The 15,604-nt window shown below is 45.8% G+C and carries 13 protein-coding genes and 1 tRNA gene; 5 read left to right on the top strand and 9 right to left on the bottom strand.

Annotation, left to right across the window (positions count from 1 at the left end; translation table 11 throughout):
- The first annotated feature begins 423 nt into the window (after positions 1 to 423).
- Complete coding sequence (locus LDO37_RS12110) at positions 424 to 1,302, top strand: ion transporter (protein ID WP_126608233.1); 879 nt, start codon at positions 424 to 426, stop codon at positions 1,300 to 1,302.
- Here the strand turns inward: LDO37_RS12110 and LDO37_RS12115 are convergent.
- The 4 genes from LDO37_RS12115 to yejK form a co-directional block, all read right to left on the bottom strand.
- On the bottom strand, positions 1,286 to 1,795 hold the full coding sequence (locus LDO37_RS12115) for a hypothetical protein (RefSeq protein ID WP_101112591.1): 510 nt from the start codon (positions 1,793 to 1,795) through the stop codon (positions 1,286 to 1,288). The two genes, LDO37_RS12110 and LDO37_RS12115, sit on opposite strands and share 17 nt — an antisense overlap.
- A gap of 215 nt (positions 1,796 to 2,010) precedes the next feature.
- Entirely contained in the window at positions 2,011 to 3,123 is a 1,113-nt protein-coding gene (gene asd, locus LDO37_RS12120; RefSeq protein WP_126608232.1) for an aspartate-semialdehyde dehydrogenase, read from the bottom strand.
- 237 nt (positions 3,124 to 3,360) lie between these two features.
- Positions 3,361 to 4,761 (bottom strand): Hpt domain-containing protein, encoded by a 1,401-nt coding sequence (locus tag LDO37_RS12125; protein ID WP_126608231.1) that lies wholly within the window; start codon positions 4,759 to 4,761, stop codon positions 3,361 to 3,363.
- Positions 4,762 to 4,831: 70 nt separating this feature from the next.
- A complete protein-coding gene (gene yejK / locus LDO37_RS12130) occupies positions 4,832 to 5,833 on the bottom strand; it encodes a nucleoid-associated protein YejK (RefSeq protein ID WP_126608230.1) in 1,002 nt (333 codons plus the stop codon).
- A gap of 83 nt (positions 5,834 to 5,916) precedes the next feature.
- Between yejK and LDO37_RS12135 the strand changes: the two genes are divergently transcribed.
- From LDO37_RS12135 to LDO37_RS12145, 3 genes are all read left to right on the top strand, one after another.
- Positions 5,917 to 6,144 (top strand): YejL family protein, encoded by a 228-nt coding sequence (locus LDO37_RS12135; RefSeq protein ID WP_101112594.1) that lies wholly within the window; start codon positions 5,917 to 5,919, stop codon positions 6,142 to 6,144.
- Positions 6,145 to 6,169: 25 nt separating this feature from the next.
- Entirely contained in the window at positions 6,170 to 7,966 is a 1,797-nt protein-coding gene (locus tag LDO37_RS12140; RefSeq protein ID WP_126608229.1) for a DUF3413 domain-containing protein, read from the top strand.
- Between the two features lie 86 nt (positions 7,967 to 8,052).
- A tRNA-Pro gene (locus LDO37_RS12145) sits at positions 8,053 to 8,129 on the top strand.
- A 204-nt stretch (positions 8,130 to 8,333) separates the two neighbouring features.
- On the opposite strand, the gene LDO37_RS12150 is transcribed toward LDO37_RS12145, so the two are convergent.
- Positions 8,334 to 8,858: a hypothetical protein gene (locus LDO37_RS12150; protein WP_126608228.1), complete on the bottom strand. Its 525-nt coding sequence runs from the start codon at positions 8,856 to 8,858 to the stop codon at positions 8,334 to 8,336.
- Between the two features lie 2 nt (positions 8,859 to 8,860).
- Complete coding sequence (locus LDO37_RS12155; protein WP_126608227.1) at positions 8,861 to 10,498, bottom strand: hypothetical protein; 1,638 nt, start codon at positions 10,496 to 10,498, stop codon at positions 8,861 to 8,863.
- 165 nt (positions 10,499 to 10,663) lie between these two features.
- Between LDO37_RS12155 and LDO37_RS12160 the strand changes: the two genes are divergently transcribed.
- Positions 10,664 to 10,864: a hypothetical protein gene (locus LDO37_RS12160; protein WP_126608226.1), complete on the top strand. Its 201-nt coding sequence runs from the start codon at positions 10,664 to 10,666 to the stop codon at positions 10,862 to 10,864.
- Here the strand turns inward: LDO37_RS12160 and LDO37_RS12165 are convergent.
- From LDO37_RS12165 to LDO37_RS12175, 3 genes are read right to left on the bottom strand one after another with little or no spacing between them, the layout of a single operon-like run.
- Positions 10,861 to 12,960, bottom strand: coding sequence for a hypothetical protein (locus LDO37_RS12165; RefSeq protein WP_126608225.1), 2,100 nt, complete (start codon positions 12,958 to 12,960; stop codon positions 10,861 to 10,863). The two genes, LDO37_RS12160 and LDO37_RS12165, sit on opposite strands and share 4 nt — an antisense overlap.
- On the bottom strand, positions 12,960 to 14,210 hold the full coding sequence (locus tag LDO37_RS12170; RefSeq protein ID WP_126608224.1) for a hypothetical protein: 1,251 nt from the start codon (positions 14,208 to 14,210) through the stop codon (positions 12,960 to 12,962). Before LDO37_RS12170 ends, LDO37_RS12165 begins: the two co-directional genes overlap by 1 nt.
- Positions 14,207 to 15,571, bottom strand: a complete 1,365-nt coding sequence (locus LDO37_RS12175) for a tail fiber domain-containing protein (RefSeq protein ID WP_221768541.1) — start codon at positions 15,569 to 15,571, stop codon at positions 14,207 to 14,209. The genes LDO37_RS12170 and LDO37_RS12175 overlap by 4 nt, the downstream gene beginning before the upstream one ends.
- Positions 15,572 to 15,604: the final 33 nt, after the last annotated feature.

Raw genomic sequence — 15,604 nt, forward strand, 5'->3', positions numbered from 1 at the left:
CCGTTTCAGACAGATGAACACAACGTGTTTTTTAATAACTTTTCATATTCGTACAAAACATCTTTCATTTCCACTTATTTCACAGCCTGTAACACATTCATCACCCCATGCTGGCAACGAGTAACGAATACACTTCCGAACAGAGTAAATCGTTAGAATATACTTCACCTACAGAAGATAATTCCCCTACCTTTTAGGTGACTTTTAAGATGGCTTTTATACCACATCCAAACGCGTTTTTTCTAACAGAAGATATGAGAGAAAACCCGTCTGGCGAGTTGAACGTTGTGGTCTTAGCACGCATATTTAGCCTATATACCCAATACGTTAACGGTTACACACGATTTTTTGCATTTTACTTGGGCTTTTTATCTACTCGAATTCGGTTAAAATACGGGCAAGAATTTCAAATATTTATTCAACATGCCAAAACACGCTTTAAAACATCATCTTTACGTCGTTATTTTCGGTACTCATACCACAGCAGGAAGAATTTTCGACATATCGCTTATCATCGCTATTTTGGCATCGTTAACCGTACTGGTTGTGGACTCCACTTTACCGGCAGACAGTATTTGGTCCACTAGGCTTCTTTATGCAGAGTATGCCTTTACAGCATTATTCACAGTCGAATACCTACTTAGGCTTTACTGCTCACCAAAACCTAGTGCATACGCCAAAAGCTTTTACGGTGTCATCGACCTACTAGCCATATTGCCCACTTATTTTGTACTCCTTTTCCCTTCTGCGTCTTTTATTGCAGTCATTCGCTTACTCCGTGTAATGCGTATTTTCAGAATTTTGAAGTTGGTTCGCTATCTTCAAGATTCCAACCTGTTGCTTCGCTCTCTGTTAATGTCACGCAGGAAAATTCTGATTTTTTTCAGCACCGTCGCCATATTGGTCACCATTTTTGGCTCGCTTATATTTGTAATCGAAGGACCACATAACGGTTTTACGAGCATTCCGCAAAGTATTTACTGGGCAATCGTAACCATTACGACAGTTGGCTATGGTGATCTCGTGCCTCAAACCCCTATCGGTAAGGCCATTGCATCACTGACCATGTTACTGGGTTACTCTATTTTGGCGGTGCCTACGGGGATCATTACAGCTGAATTGAATCATGAGATGAATGCGCATCGAAACCTAGTTAAATGCCCTAACTGTTCAAGCAATGGGCATGAGTCAGATGCGCTTTACTGTAAGCATTGTGGAGGAGAATTAGCGTCACCAGACGCGAGAGTCGTACCTGTTGAAATGGATGAAGCAAAGAAAAATAAAATCAGCAACCGCGAGTAACACTTTCGACAATAAATCGGTCACCCACATACATCGGCGCGGTATACCTTATATAGCACTGCGTTTCTAAGATACCGTTTCGGCTTGGGTGTTCAACCCACTCGGAACGCGTCAACAACCAAGAATCTTTTCGATTGGTGTGAACCGCATGATGCGCGACCCAAACCCAAGGCTTGTCGGTATGGCGATACCCCATATTTATATCAACAAAGTTCGCTAAACCACCGATTCTAACGCTTGGGTAACCAAACTGCAGTTGCCCAAACCCTTGTAGCATACCGAATTCATCTTGTTCCACGCCTTCTTCAATAGCTTGTAAATTAGCCACTTCCGCAGCATGCGTAACCTTACTGGCTAACCCCTCAATGAGCGCTTGGTTGTACTCTTTCTGCATACTGAAAAACTTAGGTGCAGCGGTGACTGCCATTAACGAGAACACCGTCATTCCCATTAGTCCTTCAAACATTGAAAACCCATAATTCAGCCTAAGCATTGCCTTTCCTTCAGCTCACAATCCGTACTTTATAACTTGAGTATAGTTGGATGTTAAAAATTGCCAGTCAGAAGTACGTAAACGCTAGGAAATAATTAGGAAAGAGCGAACCTGCGAATGTAGAAAAAATGGAAAGGGATTAAGTCAAATTGAAATCAAAAAAAAGCGCTTCTGGATTAGAAGCGCTTTCAAAGGAATTCATGTCATTGAAAATATTACTTTTCAGACAAAATAATTCTTAATGTTCTACGTAACGGCTCTGCAGCCCCCCAAAGTAGCTGATCACCTACGGTAAATGCGTTAAGGAAATCGTCTCCCATCGACATTTTACGTAAACGACCTACTGGAACAGATAACGTGCCAGTTACTTTAGCCGGTGTTAATTCTTTCGCGGTGATATCGCGATCGTTTGGAACAACCTTCACCCAGTCATTGTGGGTTGCAATCATCTCTTCGATCTCATCCAATGGGATGTTCTGCTTCAGCTTAATCGTTAATGCTTGAGCGTGGCAACGCATTGCACCGATACGAACACATGTGCCATCAATAGGGATTGGTGAGCTTTGAGAGCCCAAGATCTTATTTGCCTCTACGCCAGCTTTCCACTCTTCTTTGCTCTGGCCGTTTTCGCGTTTAACGTCGATCCAAGGAATCAAAGAGCCCGCAAGAGGTACGCCGAATTGGTCTGTTGGGAAAGAAGAGGCACGCAGTGTGTCTGCTACTTTTTTGTCGATATCGAGGATAGAGCTCGCTGGGTTAGCTAATTCCGTGCTAACTGAATCATTGATTACGCCCATTTGAGAGATAAGCTCTCGCATGTTTTTCGCGCCAGCGCCAGAAGCCGCTTGATACGTCATCGCGCTCATCCACTCAATGTGACCTTTTTCGTATAGCCCACCCAATGCCATAAGCATCAAACTAACCGTACAGTTACCGCCAACAAATGTGTTTGTACCGCCATGAATACCTTGCTGAATTTGCGCTAGGTTAACGGGATCAAGTGTAATAATGGAGTCTTCAGCCATACGGAGTGTCGACGCTGCATCGATCCAGTAACCTTTCCAACCTGCCTGACGCAACGCTGGGTATACTTTCTCTGTATAGCTGCCACCCTGGCAAGTAATAACGGCATCAAGCTGTTTCAAGCTTTCAATATCAAACGCATCTTGAAGAACACCAGCCTCTTTACCAAAGTTTGGGGCTGGAATACCAACCTGCGAGGTGCTGTAAAAAACTGGCTCGATGACATCAAAGTCTTTTTCTTCGACCATTCTCTGCATCAGAACCGAACCGACCATACCACGCCAGCCTACAAGACCTACTCTCATTGTTTACACTCCATGTCTCTTTTTAAACAAACCCCCCCATCTATAAGATTTTTGAGACATGAAAACAAGCCTTTTCAGCCTAAATACACAAAAAAACCACGATACAGAGGAAATTGACGACTTTTGGAATTGTTTACTTCGTCAGGATTAAGAAAAAAGTAGATGCGGAGATTTGCGGAATGGGGTTAAAAACAAAAACACCATGGAAATTCCATGGTGTTTCTATCTATCAAGAATCTAAGCGGTATTTACTGCACCCAAGTAAGATTCAACATCATCTACAGTAAGCTTCAAACATCGCTCAAGCTCTAATATTGATTGCTCTGACGGAAAAGCGCCCTCTTTCAAAACATTCTCTATTTCGGCGCAAATGTCTCGAAGGCTGGTAGCACCTAAATTGCCTGCAACGCCTTTTAAGCTATGCGCGATTCGATGTGCCTGATCTTTTTCTTTTACCAGTGCATCTTTCAGCTTATTCACATCATCGCCATGGTCTTGCAAAAATACATTGAGAACCATCAAAACAGACTCTTCATCATGATCAAAGGTTTCAAGCATCGTATCTGGGTCAAAACCACTCGGAAGAGCCGTATTTGACACGTTGACAGGTTCACTCATACTCGTCGAGTTCTTGCTTTCACTCGGTAAAACGAATGACGTATGCGAGCCTGTTTTTTGGGAGTGCGCACTTGGCAAATCAGAATTTTGAAGGCTTTCACTTCTGACAAGTGGATCTCCATCCATTTCGCCAGCTACAGTTTGAGTCGATGTACTCGACCCTTGAACTATAGAAGTATTTTTAGATTGACTGCTTAGTTCATCTCCCTCGGGTTTTGTACTTACTGTCCCTAACCGAGTAGATCGAGATACCCCTCTATACACAAACCACGAGAGAGCGAAAATCAACACCCCACCCAAGAGAAGGGTGAGCGTAAAAATCCTTTTTTCAGACTCCTTAAAGCCAAATTTCACCTCATCTATTTCTCGTACTATCGAATGCTTGATGATCTCTTCTGTCACATAGCTAAGCTGCGCGTGCTCAGCCAAAATAATCGAGGATTGAGATAACAAAGTTTGAATCTGTCTTTTATAAGAAGCGTCAAATTGCTCAGACCGAAGCATTATCGATTCAAGCGTCATGAAATTGGGAGGGTTAAGGTTAGTATCCGCATAAAACGAGCTAAACATATAAGCACCAAGCTCATTATAAAGAGTGACTAACCCATCGGGAACACCTTCACTGCTTTTCGCCTTGAGAATTTGGTCCGACAGCCCACGAATGTCCATTGCAACATTCAAATAGTTTTCAGCCCGCTCTACAAATCGATCGGTCAGATAGACCAATTGCGCCGTTTCTGGGCTCCAGAAACCTGCGTTTGTGCCGGACTCTATCTGAACAGCAACGGATTTAACCAGCTCAAGGCTAAGAGACATCTGCTCAATATGTTGAGCTCGAATAGGATCGGGGAAAGAGAGGGTATAGCGGAATTCTTCTATCTGGCTAGACAACAAATCTACAGATTCTGCTTCCTGACGCAACTGGCTAAACTGAACATAAAAGACGGTAGAAATAACGCCCCAAACCAACAAGACAGCAAAGATAAGGAACTTGATGTTTTTTTTGCTACTTTCATCCATAAAATAGCTCTTTATTGTGCGTGAGTTAATTAGATAAGGTGGCTCTACAACCACCTTATCTATTCGAGTTCTATGAACGACGCGTTAACTGATCTCGCAAGTTAGGCGGCGTACCTTTTAGTGTTAGCGTGTCTGTTTCTGGATCGTAAAAAATGCGCTCGCCTAGCAGCAAACTGTCAAAATTGATAGAAACACCACCACCAGCGCCAACAAACTTCGTTAATTTCCGAACGGTAGAACGGTCACCAGGAAAACTCTCTTCAAGATCATAGCCTTGCTCTTGAGTGTAGTCTAAGAAACTGGTCCCATCATTACTTGTTGGCAATTCGCCAGACAGCTCACGAATTTCAACTTCATCACCCGATTTAATCTGCTCATTACAGTAATCGAAGACTTGCTTACGATATTGAGTGGCTTCTTCTTTTTCAAGTTTTGAGTCCGAGCAAAAATCTTCCACTGCCTGCATGAGAACTTGGTTCTGCACTTTCGTATCAAGCCCGACATCCGCTTGGAGGAAATCTAAGAAGAAATCCGAGACTTTGCGCCCCACTCTCCCCTTAATAAACGTAAGATACCGGTTCGATTCTTCGTCTGTCGCGTAAGTCGATAGGTCTATTCTTGCCGCAATATCCATTTTGCTGATATCAAGATAGTCTGTTGCACTGATTTCTAGCCCTTCTGTCACTTTCAAGCTTTCATTTGATGGAAGCAAGCCCACAAACAAATATTCAGTCGCAAGTGATTGATACTCAGCAAAAACCAAAATGCCTTCATCCGCAAATGGGTACTTAGACAATTCTTCTTTTAACCTGATAGCACTTATCTGAGAAAAATCGTAAAAGCTCTTCTCATTTTGGCGAAGTTCTTGCAACCATGCTTTAAAATCGCTGTCTGGTTTAAACGTACCAAAGCCTTTACCTGCTTTGCTATTAAAAACCCGATGCAATTCGGCAACCAGGTTTTCGGATGACCCTTCATTAGGAAGCGACTCTTGGCGAAAATTAACAGTCAATTCTTCTTGCTCATTTTTAACCAGCTTATGAAGGATGACGTTTGAAAGATGCAGACTCATAATAATTTTGTCGTGTTCTAGTTTCAGTTGAGAGGGAGAGTAGGTTATCATAAGCCGCTTTTACTATCATTATCAGAGTCTATATGCCGATAACATCTAAATACAGTGACGAACAAGTTGAATCTATCTTGGCTGAGATTGCAGCCGTACTTGACAAAAACGGCGCAAATACTGAGCTTTCATTGATGATCGCGGGAAATATCGCAACGAATGTCTTAAATCAAAACGTTCCTGCTTCACAACGTAAGGTAATTGCTGAAAAATTCGCTCAAGCACTTATCTCATCCGTCGATAGCGATGCAACGCACTAATTCAATCAATAAGACTGAAATATAAATGGTAGATAGCGAAAATACATACAGTGAACGCGTTTCTCGTCTTGTGAGTTGGGGGCATTGGTTTGCCTTCTTCAATATCATTGCGGCAATGCTGATTGGTACTCGGTACATTACTCAGTCCCCATGGCCCGACACCCTGCTAGGGCAAGTCTATTTAGCCGTATCTTGGCTTGGGCATTTTGCTTTTTTGATTTTTGCTATCTACATATTGGTGCTATTTCCGCTCACCTTTTTGGTGCCATCGCGGAAATTATTCCGATTCCTCTCAGCGTGTTTTGCCACCACTGGTCTTACTGTCTTACTGCTTGATACTCAGGTTTATCAGAACCTTCACCTTCACTTGAATCCAGTCGTCATGGATTTATTGATGAGTGAAGAAGGTAATTTCACTCCTGAGTGGCAACAATTCTTTATTTTCGTGCCTGTCATCTTTTTGATGCAAATAGCCCTGTCTGAATGGGTATGGCGCAAAAAACGTAAACTTGCACACAAACACATTGGTAAGCCGCTGGCTGCTGTTTTCTTCGTGTGTTTTATTGCAAGCCACCTAATCTACATCTGGGCTGATGCATTCTTCTACAACCCAATTACCAGCCAACGCGCAAACTTTCCGCTTTCTTACCCAATGACGGCAAAAAGCTTTATGGAAAAACACGGCTTACTGGATAAAGAAGAATATTTGGACAGACTTGATAGCTATTCTGGCGATGTAAAACTGGTTCAGTACCCGATTGAGCCATTGGTGTACGAAAGCCGAGGCAAAAACTTAAATGTCTTAATCGTCATGGTCGATAACCTAAGAGCCGATGCCGTTACCGCTGACACCATGCCAACGCTAAACGCCTATGCGAGCCAGCACTTAAACTACACCAACCATTACAGTGCCAGTAATGACATGTACGGCGTGTTTGGATTGTTCTACGGTTTACCAAGCAGCTACGCCGAAAGCATAAAAGCGCAACAAGATGCACCTTTATTCATCCAGCTTTTGGAAAAGAAAAACTACAACTTTGGCTTGTTCAGTGGCGACAACTTTGCCGACAAGCTATACCGAGACATTATTTTCAAAGATCTTCTGCCGGACGACTTAACAACTTTGGAATCCACTGACGACAAGTTAGCGATTTCTAATTGGTCCACTTGGCTAGAGTCTAAACCTAACCAACCTTGGTTTAGCTATGTCGAACTCAATGGTTTAGCCAACTTTGAAACAGCTCATCCAACCCGTCCAGGCAGCCAATTAGAAGCGCAGCTGAAAGAAGGCTATATGAGTTCAACGATGCAAGCAGACCAACTATTGGCATCAATGTTTGAACAGCTAGAAAAATTAGAACTGACCGATAATACCGTGGTGATTGTTACTTCAAATCATGGCACCGAATTCAATGAAACCAAGAGTAGCTCTTGGGGTTCTAGCACCAACTACAGCCGATTCCAGCTTCAAGTACCTATGATCATTCAATGGCCTGGAAAAGAAGCAGTAGAATTTACACATAAAACCAGTCATCTGGATTTATCGCCAACGTTGATGCACCAAATCCTTGGTGTCAGTTCAAACCCGACGGACTACAGCAGCGGGCGCAGCTTATTCGATACTGATGAAAGAAGCTGGATAATCGCCGGAAACCGACGTGAAGTTGCAATGATTGCGGATGGTGAAACAACCGTTGTCGACCGTTTTGGTAATTACAAAGTGTACGACTCTGAATACAATAGAAAACGCGACGACAACCCTAAGCTTTCTATCTTGATGCAGGGCTTAACTGAACAGAAAAGATTTTACACCGAGCAGTGATAGGTGAATAAATATCAATCACTTGTTCATTGTAAAGACTAAAAATCGTTGACTCATCCTCTTGAAAGGGATTACATTGTTTTTATCGGACTGTAGCGCAGCTTGGTAGCGCACTGTCATGGGGTGTCAGGGGTCGGAGGTTCAAATCCTCTCAGTCCGACCATGATTTTAGCCCGTAGCTCAATGAGTTACGGGCTTTTTCATTTTATAAAACACTCAAGGGTGGTAACAACGTGGTAACAAGGTGGTAATATACAGTAGTCCACTTTTCGCGGTTTATTCCGGGTTATCTTTAAGTTTTAGACATTTCTCAAGCATGATCTTCGCCCATAAAAAAAGCCCCTAAAAAGAGACCCGTTTAGTCTGTTTATACCTTTTCTATGATCATTGGGTTTGCAGAGCTAACCGAAGATTTAAGATAGTTAGTTAACTCAGAGCTAATAACCTCATATTGTAATGTGTTGTTAGCCCAACTAAGAACAGTAGATTGAGCTCCAAACCTGACTCTAACGCTATTCAAGCTTCCAATTTTTGTATGCGACCCATTTGATGAGGTTGAAACCCTTAATAAACACTGGTTATCTGTCGTTCTTCCACCTATGGCCAGTATAAAATATGTACCAGATACCTCTAATCTATCGGTAAAACTAAATATAGATTGTCCGTTTATTCTTCCCTGAGTACCAGAAATGAAGTTGTAAAACATGTTATAAACGTTTTGAGTTTGAATATTGATTCTTAGGCTAGAGTCCGTATTAAACACCCTTCGCATAGTTCCGTTATCGTTGTACCAAATTTCCTTGGCTTTTCTCAGCGTGCCACTGTCATTGAAATAGATTTCTTTCGCCTTGCGTTGTGTTCCACTGTCGTTAAACCAAAACTCAGCCGCCATGGTTACCACCTCACAAATAAGCCTCCAACGGGGGGAACCGCAGCGCCTGTTGGAGCGCCTAATCCTGCCGCGCCAGTCACCATGACCTTGCCTTTCAATAGAACTCGATCACAATCTAAATCACCCCCGACCTTTACATCCTGCTCAAACCTTGATTCGGCAGTATGCGTTAAAAACGTTGTATCGTGATCTTTGTATATGTAAGCCTTAGCGACTCCTTGAGCGTTTTTAAAAGTAATATGCTGTCTCTGATTAGACTTGAGCTCAATATTACCGCCGCAAACGAAATACCCCACCGTCAACTTATTGGGTACATTCACACCATTTTTATGGACTGCAAGGCGGGTATGATTTGTATTTCCCTCACCCACTCTGAAATGCAAACTCTTAGCGGGTTGTCCGGCAGTGGCAAAGTCAGCAAAGCCGATGTGCACGGTGTTATCACCCGCGTATTGGTCTTCAATCCCTGATGATATTGCAATGTATGCCCAGCTGTTTGGCGTAGCATTCCTCAAATCCAGCAGCTTAGAACTTGCAGAGTTTCTCTTGACGACCATGTCACCGAATACGCCGTTTCTGTTGCCTCGTACTGGCCAGTAAGAATCGATTTCTGCTTGTCTGTTTGCTCTAATTTGATCCGGTGTGCCTGTTCTTGGCACAAAATTGGTGGGTCTTGAATCTGTATAGCCTGCAGAGGTAGCGTATATCTGAACTCTCGTCACCTTGCCGTTTGAACTCGTGAGGTTATACCTGGCACCGCCGCCACGTAGCCAGACAATAACGCCGCCTGTTGAAAGTTGAATGCCGCCGACCATTGACGTGTAGGACTCTGCGAACTGCACGATACGGATTGTTTTATCATTGCCGCCCCAATTGCCGTCACCTGACCAACGAAAGTTCAGTGTTAACCCGCCTTTGTGCGTGGATGTGTTCCATGAGTTTGGCGCTGGCCAGTTATAATGGCGACTAATCCCAATATCAGCGAAATCAAAGTTACTTGGACCATCAATTCTTACTGGGTAATAAGTATTCGCGTCACCGCCTACTGTAAATTGGTGTGTATTGCCATATCTGCCAAAATCCGCGCTTCCTTCGGTCAGTACGTTTTTCCAGTTTGCACCATCCCAGAGCTTCAGGACACTTGGCGCAATTGAGTTTGCTGTCGGATTGCTTGCTGCAACATTCTTGATAAACATTTCATTGTTGTCAGCAAATAAAGCCATGCCCTTTTGTGTATCCGTGTTCCAGTTACTGAAGAACCAACCGCCGGCTGTTGTGTTGTACTCAGTACCACCCGCATTAAACTTGGTTGCGTCAACCGCTCCGTTGACCGTAAAACCGTTTTCGTCCAACAGAGCGACTGAGACACCACCGAGACTGAAACCCAACGTGTTGGTAGATTCTCGATATATGCCTGTATCTGAGTCTTCCTGGAAAGAATAAGCCGGTGCCGCTGAGGTACCGAACACACCCGTCATTGACCCCTTCCAGTCAACATTGCCAGACACGATGTCATTGATACCGGCAACGATCCCATCCATTTCCTGATCCATACGTTCAGCAAGAATTTTCACTCCTGCATCACGGTCATCGCGCCAGCTGAATAGACGCTGAAAGAATCCACTCGCGTTGAATGGCATAATTTGCATCTCCTAGAAATTAGTCACAAAAAAGCCCCGACTGGCGGGGCTGAGTAAAATAATCTGTTGATTTAGCATAATCTTAGCTTGAAAAACCTATCCGTAGAGTGCAAATAGCGCATCTGTAAAGATGCGCTATACCCTTGGATAATTTACAATTGCCGTATGACTATTTTCGATCCACCGCTAGACGGCTTTGACATACTTGCCTTGGTTCTCGTGGCAAACGTGCTTACGTTGTGGGCTATCTATGGCTTTTGGCGGTTAAACAAAGAAGATGACTGGGATTGGCATTCAATTCTGGCAATTGGCGTACCTGCTATTATTGGCATGGTTGCCGTATACCTTGGTAGTAACACTGCTTAGTCCTGAGATATCCCTGCACCCACACCACCCGCCGCCGTCATGCGGTCAATCATAATTTGACGCGCTGCCTGTTCTTTCTGTTTGTTGATTAATAGTTGCTGAATAAGGCTTGCACCTTCATCACCTTTGCTGGTCAACATGCGCGCCATTTCTTCACGTACTAAAGGCCCGTGTCCCCGTAATCGGTTAATCGCTGGCCCTGCAAGTTGGGTAGTTCCATCAATGATCTGTCCACGAAGCAAAAGAGCTAACGCTCCGGTATCGAAGTGGCTGACATCTTCCATATCAATCAAGTTGTCAGCAGTTCGGCTACCACCAAGCACGGTATTGTTCGTTGAAAACATCTGGTTTTCCCGCTTTAAGCGCCTAGTAAGTAATTCGGGATCAGTTGCCATTACAGCCGCTTCCTGCTGAAACTTCTGTGAAGTAAACGGACGTGCCGCGTTTGAACCAACAGCGCTAGCTTCTATACGGGCAATATGAGGATCAGCATACCCAGCCCGAAAAGCGGCTTGTTCACCATCAGTCATTTTGTTGAAGGCCGCCACGGTGTCTTCAGGGCGAGAACGTGACCCGGCAGCACGCTGACCCGAAGCCACTTGATCAATTTCGCGGGAAGCACGGGCAAAAGCATCATTTGCCTGACGGTATCCTCTGCTGGATGCCTCCAAAGCTTCATCAAGAGAACTAACCAATTTTCCCAGTTCGCGGGCTTCGTTATTTCTACCCGCCCGTCGTGCTGCCCCGATAGCATCTTGTACGTCTTGTTTTACGCCCAAAACACGGTTGAAATCTGAAAGTTCAACGGCTGTTGGGGTGGGTTTAAACTTGGTGTTTTCCGGTGTAGCAGCGGCTAGACGATTTCGGAATGTGAGTAATTTTGCATCGATACCATCACCGCGGACACCGCTGCCTTGCATGCCACCAATACGGTCATCAATGATAGCCAACGCACCACGGACATCGACCGGATCAGCGTTGTTTCTGGCCGCACTATAGTTCGCATTTGCAGCTCTATTGCGCGCCTGTTCCATTGCTTCCTTTGTCGCATTGGCACTGTTTGGTGCATCAAAAGCATCAGCAACAAACGACGCTACACGATTGCCTTGCCCGGCTTGTCGTGAAATAAGATAGTCTTGAATCTCTTGCGCCACTTCTGGGGTAGATCGAATCAAACCAGATAGCATACGCTGACCAGGACGCCCCAAAGCATCCGCTATAGCATATTGTGGCTGATCTTCACTTGTCGCTTGACGTAACGCGGCCACAACTTCTTCACCTTGTTGACCGGATCGTTCAAGGGCAGTTCCGATGGCATTTTGTGCCCTTTGAGGTTGACCACGCCCAATCAGCATTTGGAACACGGACTTTCCTGACTCGCCAAGCTTGGACAAACCGGCACCTACAGGGCGGGCAGCTACCCCACCAAAAGTGCCGAAAGCAGCGCCATTGCCGCCTGACTTAACGCGGTTTTCAAAATCTCCTTCGCCAGAATTAAAGCCATAGATACCGCCTTCGGCTGCACCTAAACCAGCAGTCCGTGCAACTTGCCCTGTGCGGGTCGCTGCCTGTCCTGCAGTACCGATACCAGTCAAAGCTGTTGCCATTCCACCAGCGAATTCGCCCCCATAAGTTGATACAGGGTGTTCTTCACGACCTTGCTTTAAACGTTGGCGTTCTGCTTTCAGTTCTAGTTCATAGGGGCGCCCTGACAGTGTGGATGCTCCACGCGCCACAATTTCATCACCCAGCCCAAACGTCAATCCTTGAATAGCACCGCGCATACCTGACACGCCAGCCCCGCCAGAATCAACGATGGGTTCCCATTCAGACGCTTCGGCAGGTGTTGCCCCTTCCAGTAATCGTGCAATAGTATTTTGGTCACTTGTTGCGAAACCTTCGCTTACATAACCCAGCTTGCCGTCAGAACTTCGATAGATACGCCCGCCGTCTTTAGTCGTGTACAAAATTGGAGGTTCAAAAGGTTGCCCTTGTTGTCCAGCAGATTCAGCAGGCTGTTCCGGTTTTTTGTAAATTGACCAAGGACCTTCTGCCTGTTGTGTTGCTTTTTGATACTGTTCCCAGGGACCAGCCATTATTGCTTCTCCCAGTTGTTTTGATCGCCCGGATCACCGCCTTTGAAGCGATAGCCACCGATAACCTGACCCGCCTGTGGAAGACTACCTTCGTTTTCTTGAGCCACTTTTATCTGTGGTGCGTTGTAGTTACCACCAGCGGCACGACCAATCCCGAAAATTGCCGTTTCACGGTTTCTGCGCTTTTGTTCCATGACTTCCGTTGTATCGCCCGGCTGTGGAAAATACTGCTTTCTGGCGTTGTCGAATTCCTGATCAGAAATAACCGCTCCACTTTCACGACGAAGCACCGCATTAATAAAATCACGTTGCGCTTGGTCGTATAGTTTGTAGTCGTCACTCACCATGAAGTTACTACCGGGGAGTTTCGACGCAATGTTGTCCAGAATACCAGTACCGGCTTGTTCAACATCACGAAGAACGTTTTCGCTTTGGATCATTCGATCAGCAAAACCAGCCGCCTTTGCTTGTGATTCATTGAAGCCGCCAACATTAACATTCACACCAGCGCCGCCAATTTGAGACACTTTGCCATCGGGAGCAATGTTGTAGAATTTTTTACCATCCAAGCCCATCGCGGTAGCAGTATCACCGGACACTTGACGATAGTTTTCTTGTGGACTCTGCATTTTTTCAAGCTCCAACTGTGCCTTTTGAAGCTGAATGTCGCGCAAGGGATCGTTAGGTATCTCCACACCGGGCAATACCCGTTCACCGGTGTCTTGATAATATTTAAACCCATCTGCCCCTTGGATAACGGCGCGTTCAGGGTTACGCATTTTTTCGAGTTCCAACTGTGCTTTCTGAAGCTGTACTTGCTTCAGCGGATCGGAGGGTGCACTGGCATCCATCTGACGTTTGAGCACCATCTGCATTAGGGCTTGTTGTCCAGGCGTGGCAAAAGAGTTGCTGCTCATCTTTACCAGGCGGGGATCTATCCCACCAAAGGTCGATGGTGGTTTCTGACTTTGTTGGGCTATCTCTGAAGACTTGAAATCAGGCTGATTTGCCCATTGGTGAAACTCGGCATTGAAACTCTGGCGCCCCTTTTCTTCCAGCTTGTCTGCTTTGTCTGTCGTCATCCGATACAACAAAGCGCGACCAAGTGCCGACAGCCCGTCACCGAAACCTGAAATACCACCAGAAATACGCCCAGAAGGCTTTAACGCTTCGGCTTGGTCACGGATCCGTTTAATGTCTTGGTAAGAGCGACCTGTGTTACCGCCGAAAATAAAAGGCTGTGTACTCATTTTGCCCCCTTTAATGCGAGATCGTAATTCACCATTTTGATGCCATCAGGTCGCTCTATCACAGCTTCCGGTTTCTTCTTCTCCACATCTTGAGCCATCAAGCCCATTTGGATACCGTCACTGTCTTTGTAGCGGAACGTGTAAATCGGTTGTCCGTCGTTGGTCTTACCCACTTTCTTGATGTCTTTCTTCACCCGCCTATCTGACGCCATGATCGCCGCACCACCCAAACCGGCAAGTCCGCCAAACAGACTGCCTGCCAATCCCATGTTCTGACCTCGGTTGGCCATCAGTCGGGCATACCGGTTGCTCATCGCGTTGTCATACCCTGCCTGAATACCGGCAGTATCTGTGGTTGCCAGCTGCGCGGTCTGGGGGGTAATGAAACTGGGTTGAGTCACTTGCGAGCCTGACATCAATGCCGTGATTTCATTGATGGGCTGATTGCGAAGGGCAAACCGCTCTTGCAATGCCTGGTTGCGAGCATTGTTCATGGCATCAAAGCGGGCTATGTCGGCGTTGACTTCCTGAGTCGTCGTCTGATTGTCCATCCCGATGCCCTGGGCTCGGTTGCGGTGCATCTGCTGAAGAGCGTCGTTACGCTGTCCCACCCGCTCCGACTCTTGCTGAAATGCCTGTGACTGCGCACTGTTGTTCAGCTGCGCGTTCGCGGCATTTTGCTTAAACGCCTGAGCCTGAGCGGCGTTTTCAAAGTTAGCCCGTGATGCGGCTAATCCAGTCAGACGGCTTTGTTCCTGTCCAGCATTCAGTATTGCGCCAAAACGTGCATCATTGGTCTGGCGGCTGAAGTCGTCCATCGCCGATTGGTACGCGTCAGAGCCTATACGAATGCCTTGGGACGCCAGGCGGCTTTCCAGTCGCTGGCGATCTTGCTCTAATCTTGGTGACATTCTCGCCATCAACGCGTCTTCTACTCGTTGGCGATCTTTTGAAAAGTCCGTGCCATACGTGCGTGTGATGGGTCCGGCATCCGCGATGTGACGCTGAACATCGCCCACGTCACCTAACTCGGTTTGCAATACCGGACCTTGACCCACTCTCTGTAAGTTTGTCTGACGAATGGCATCTGCATCCCCGCTTTCAGGCAGAGTACTCGCGTCTACAGGACGACCAAGCAGTCCTTTCAGGCGGGCAGACTGATCTGCCGCTAAGGTGGAAAAGTTAAGTTGCGCTTCTTCGGTTTTGTTCTGAATACGCTGATTTTCAGGACTCAGTGTCTGAGTGGCGGTGTAAGTTGGGATAACGTGCGTTTGGCCGGTTCCGGGGTCAGTGTAGGTGTGTGAGCCTGATTGAGAATACGTTAAGCTCCCGCCTGGGGTAACTTGATTGACATTGTTCAATGCCTGCTGCGCAATCGCCGTCCCAATATTGGT

The organism is Vibrio penaeicida, assembly GCF_019977755.1.
GTDB classification, from domain to species: domain Bacteria; phylum Pseudomonadota; class Gammaproteobacteria; order Enterobacterales; family Vibrionaceae; genus Vibrio; species Vibrio penaeicida.

What these genes read in the sequence shown, in the direction of transcription:
- LDO37_RS12110 (WP_126608233.1), top strand. Translation starts at nt 424, where the DNA reads ATGCCAAAACACGCTTTAAAACATCATCTTTACGTCGTTATTTTCGGT.
- LDO37_RS12115 (WP_101112591.1), bottom strand. Translation starts at nt 1,795, where the DNA reads ATGCTTAGGCTGAATTATGGGTTTTCAATGTTTGAAGGACTAATGGGA.
- asd (WP_126608232.1), bottom strand. Translation starts at nt 3,123, where the DNA reads ATGAGAGTAGGTCTTGTAGGCTGGCGTGGTATGGTCGGTTCGGTTCTG.
- LDO37_RS12125 (WP_126608231.1), bottom strand. Translation starts at nt 4,761, where the DNA reads ATGGATGAAAGTAGCAAAAAAAACATCAAGTTCCTTATCTTTGCTGTC.
- yejK (WP_126608230.1), bottom strand. Translation starts at nt 5,833, where the DNA reads ATGAGTCTGCATCTTTCAAACGTCATCCTTCATAAGCTGGTTAAAAAT.
- LDO37_RS12135 (WP_101112594.1), top strand. Translation starts at nt 5,917, where the DNA reads ATGCCGATAACATCTAAATACAGTGACGAACAAGTTGAATCTATCTTG.
- LDO37_RS12140 (WP_126608229.1), top strand. Translation starts at nt 6,170, where the DNA reads ATGGTAGATAGCGAAAATACATACAGTGAACGCGTTTCTCGTCTTGTG.
- LDO37_RS12150 (WP_126608228.1), bottom strand. Translation starts at nt 8,858, where the DNA reads ATGGCGGCTGAGTTTTGGTTTAACGACAGTGGAACACAACGCAAGGCG.
- LDO37_RS12155 (WP_126608227.1), bottom strand. Translation starts at nt 10,498, where the DNA reads ATGCCATTCAACGCGAGTGGATTCTTTCAGCGTCTATTCAGCTGGCGC.
- LDO37_RS12160 (WP_126608226.1), top strand. Translation starts at nt 10,664, where the DNA reads ATGACTATTTTCGATCCACCGCTAGACGGCTTTGACATACTTGCCTTG.
- LDO37_RS12165 (WP_126608225.1), bottom strand. Translation starts at nt 12,960, where the DNA reads ATGGCTGGTCCCTGGGAACAGTATCAAAAAGCAACACAACAGGCAGAA.
- LDO37_RS12170 (WP_126608224.1), bottom strand. Translation starts at nt 14,210, where the DNA reads ATGAGTACACAGCCTTTTATTTTCGGCGGTAACACAGGTCGCTCTTAC.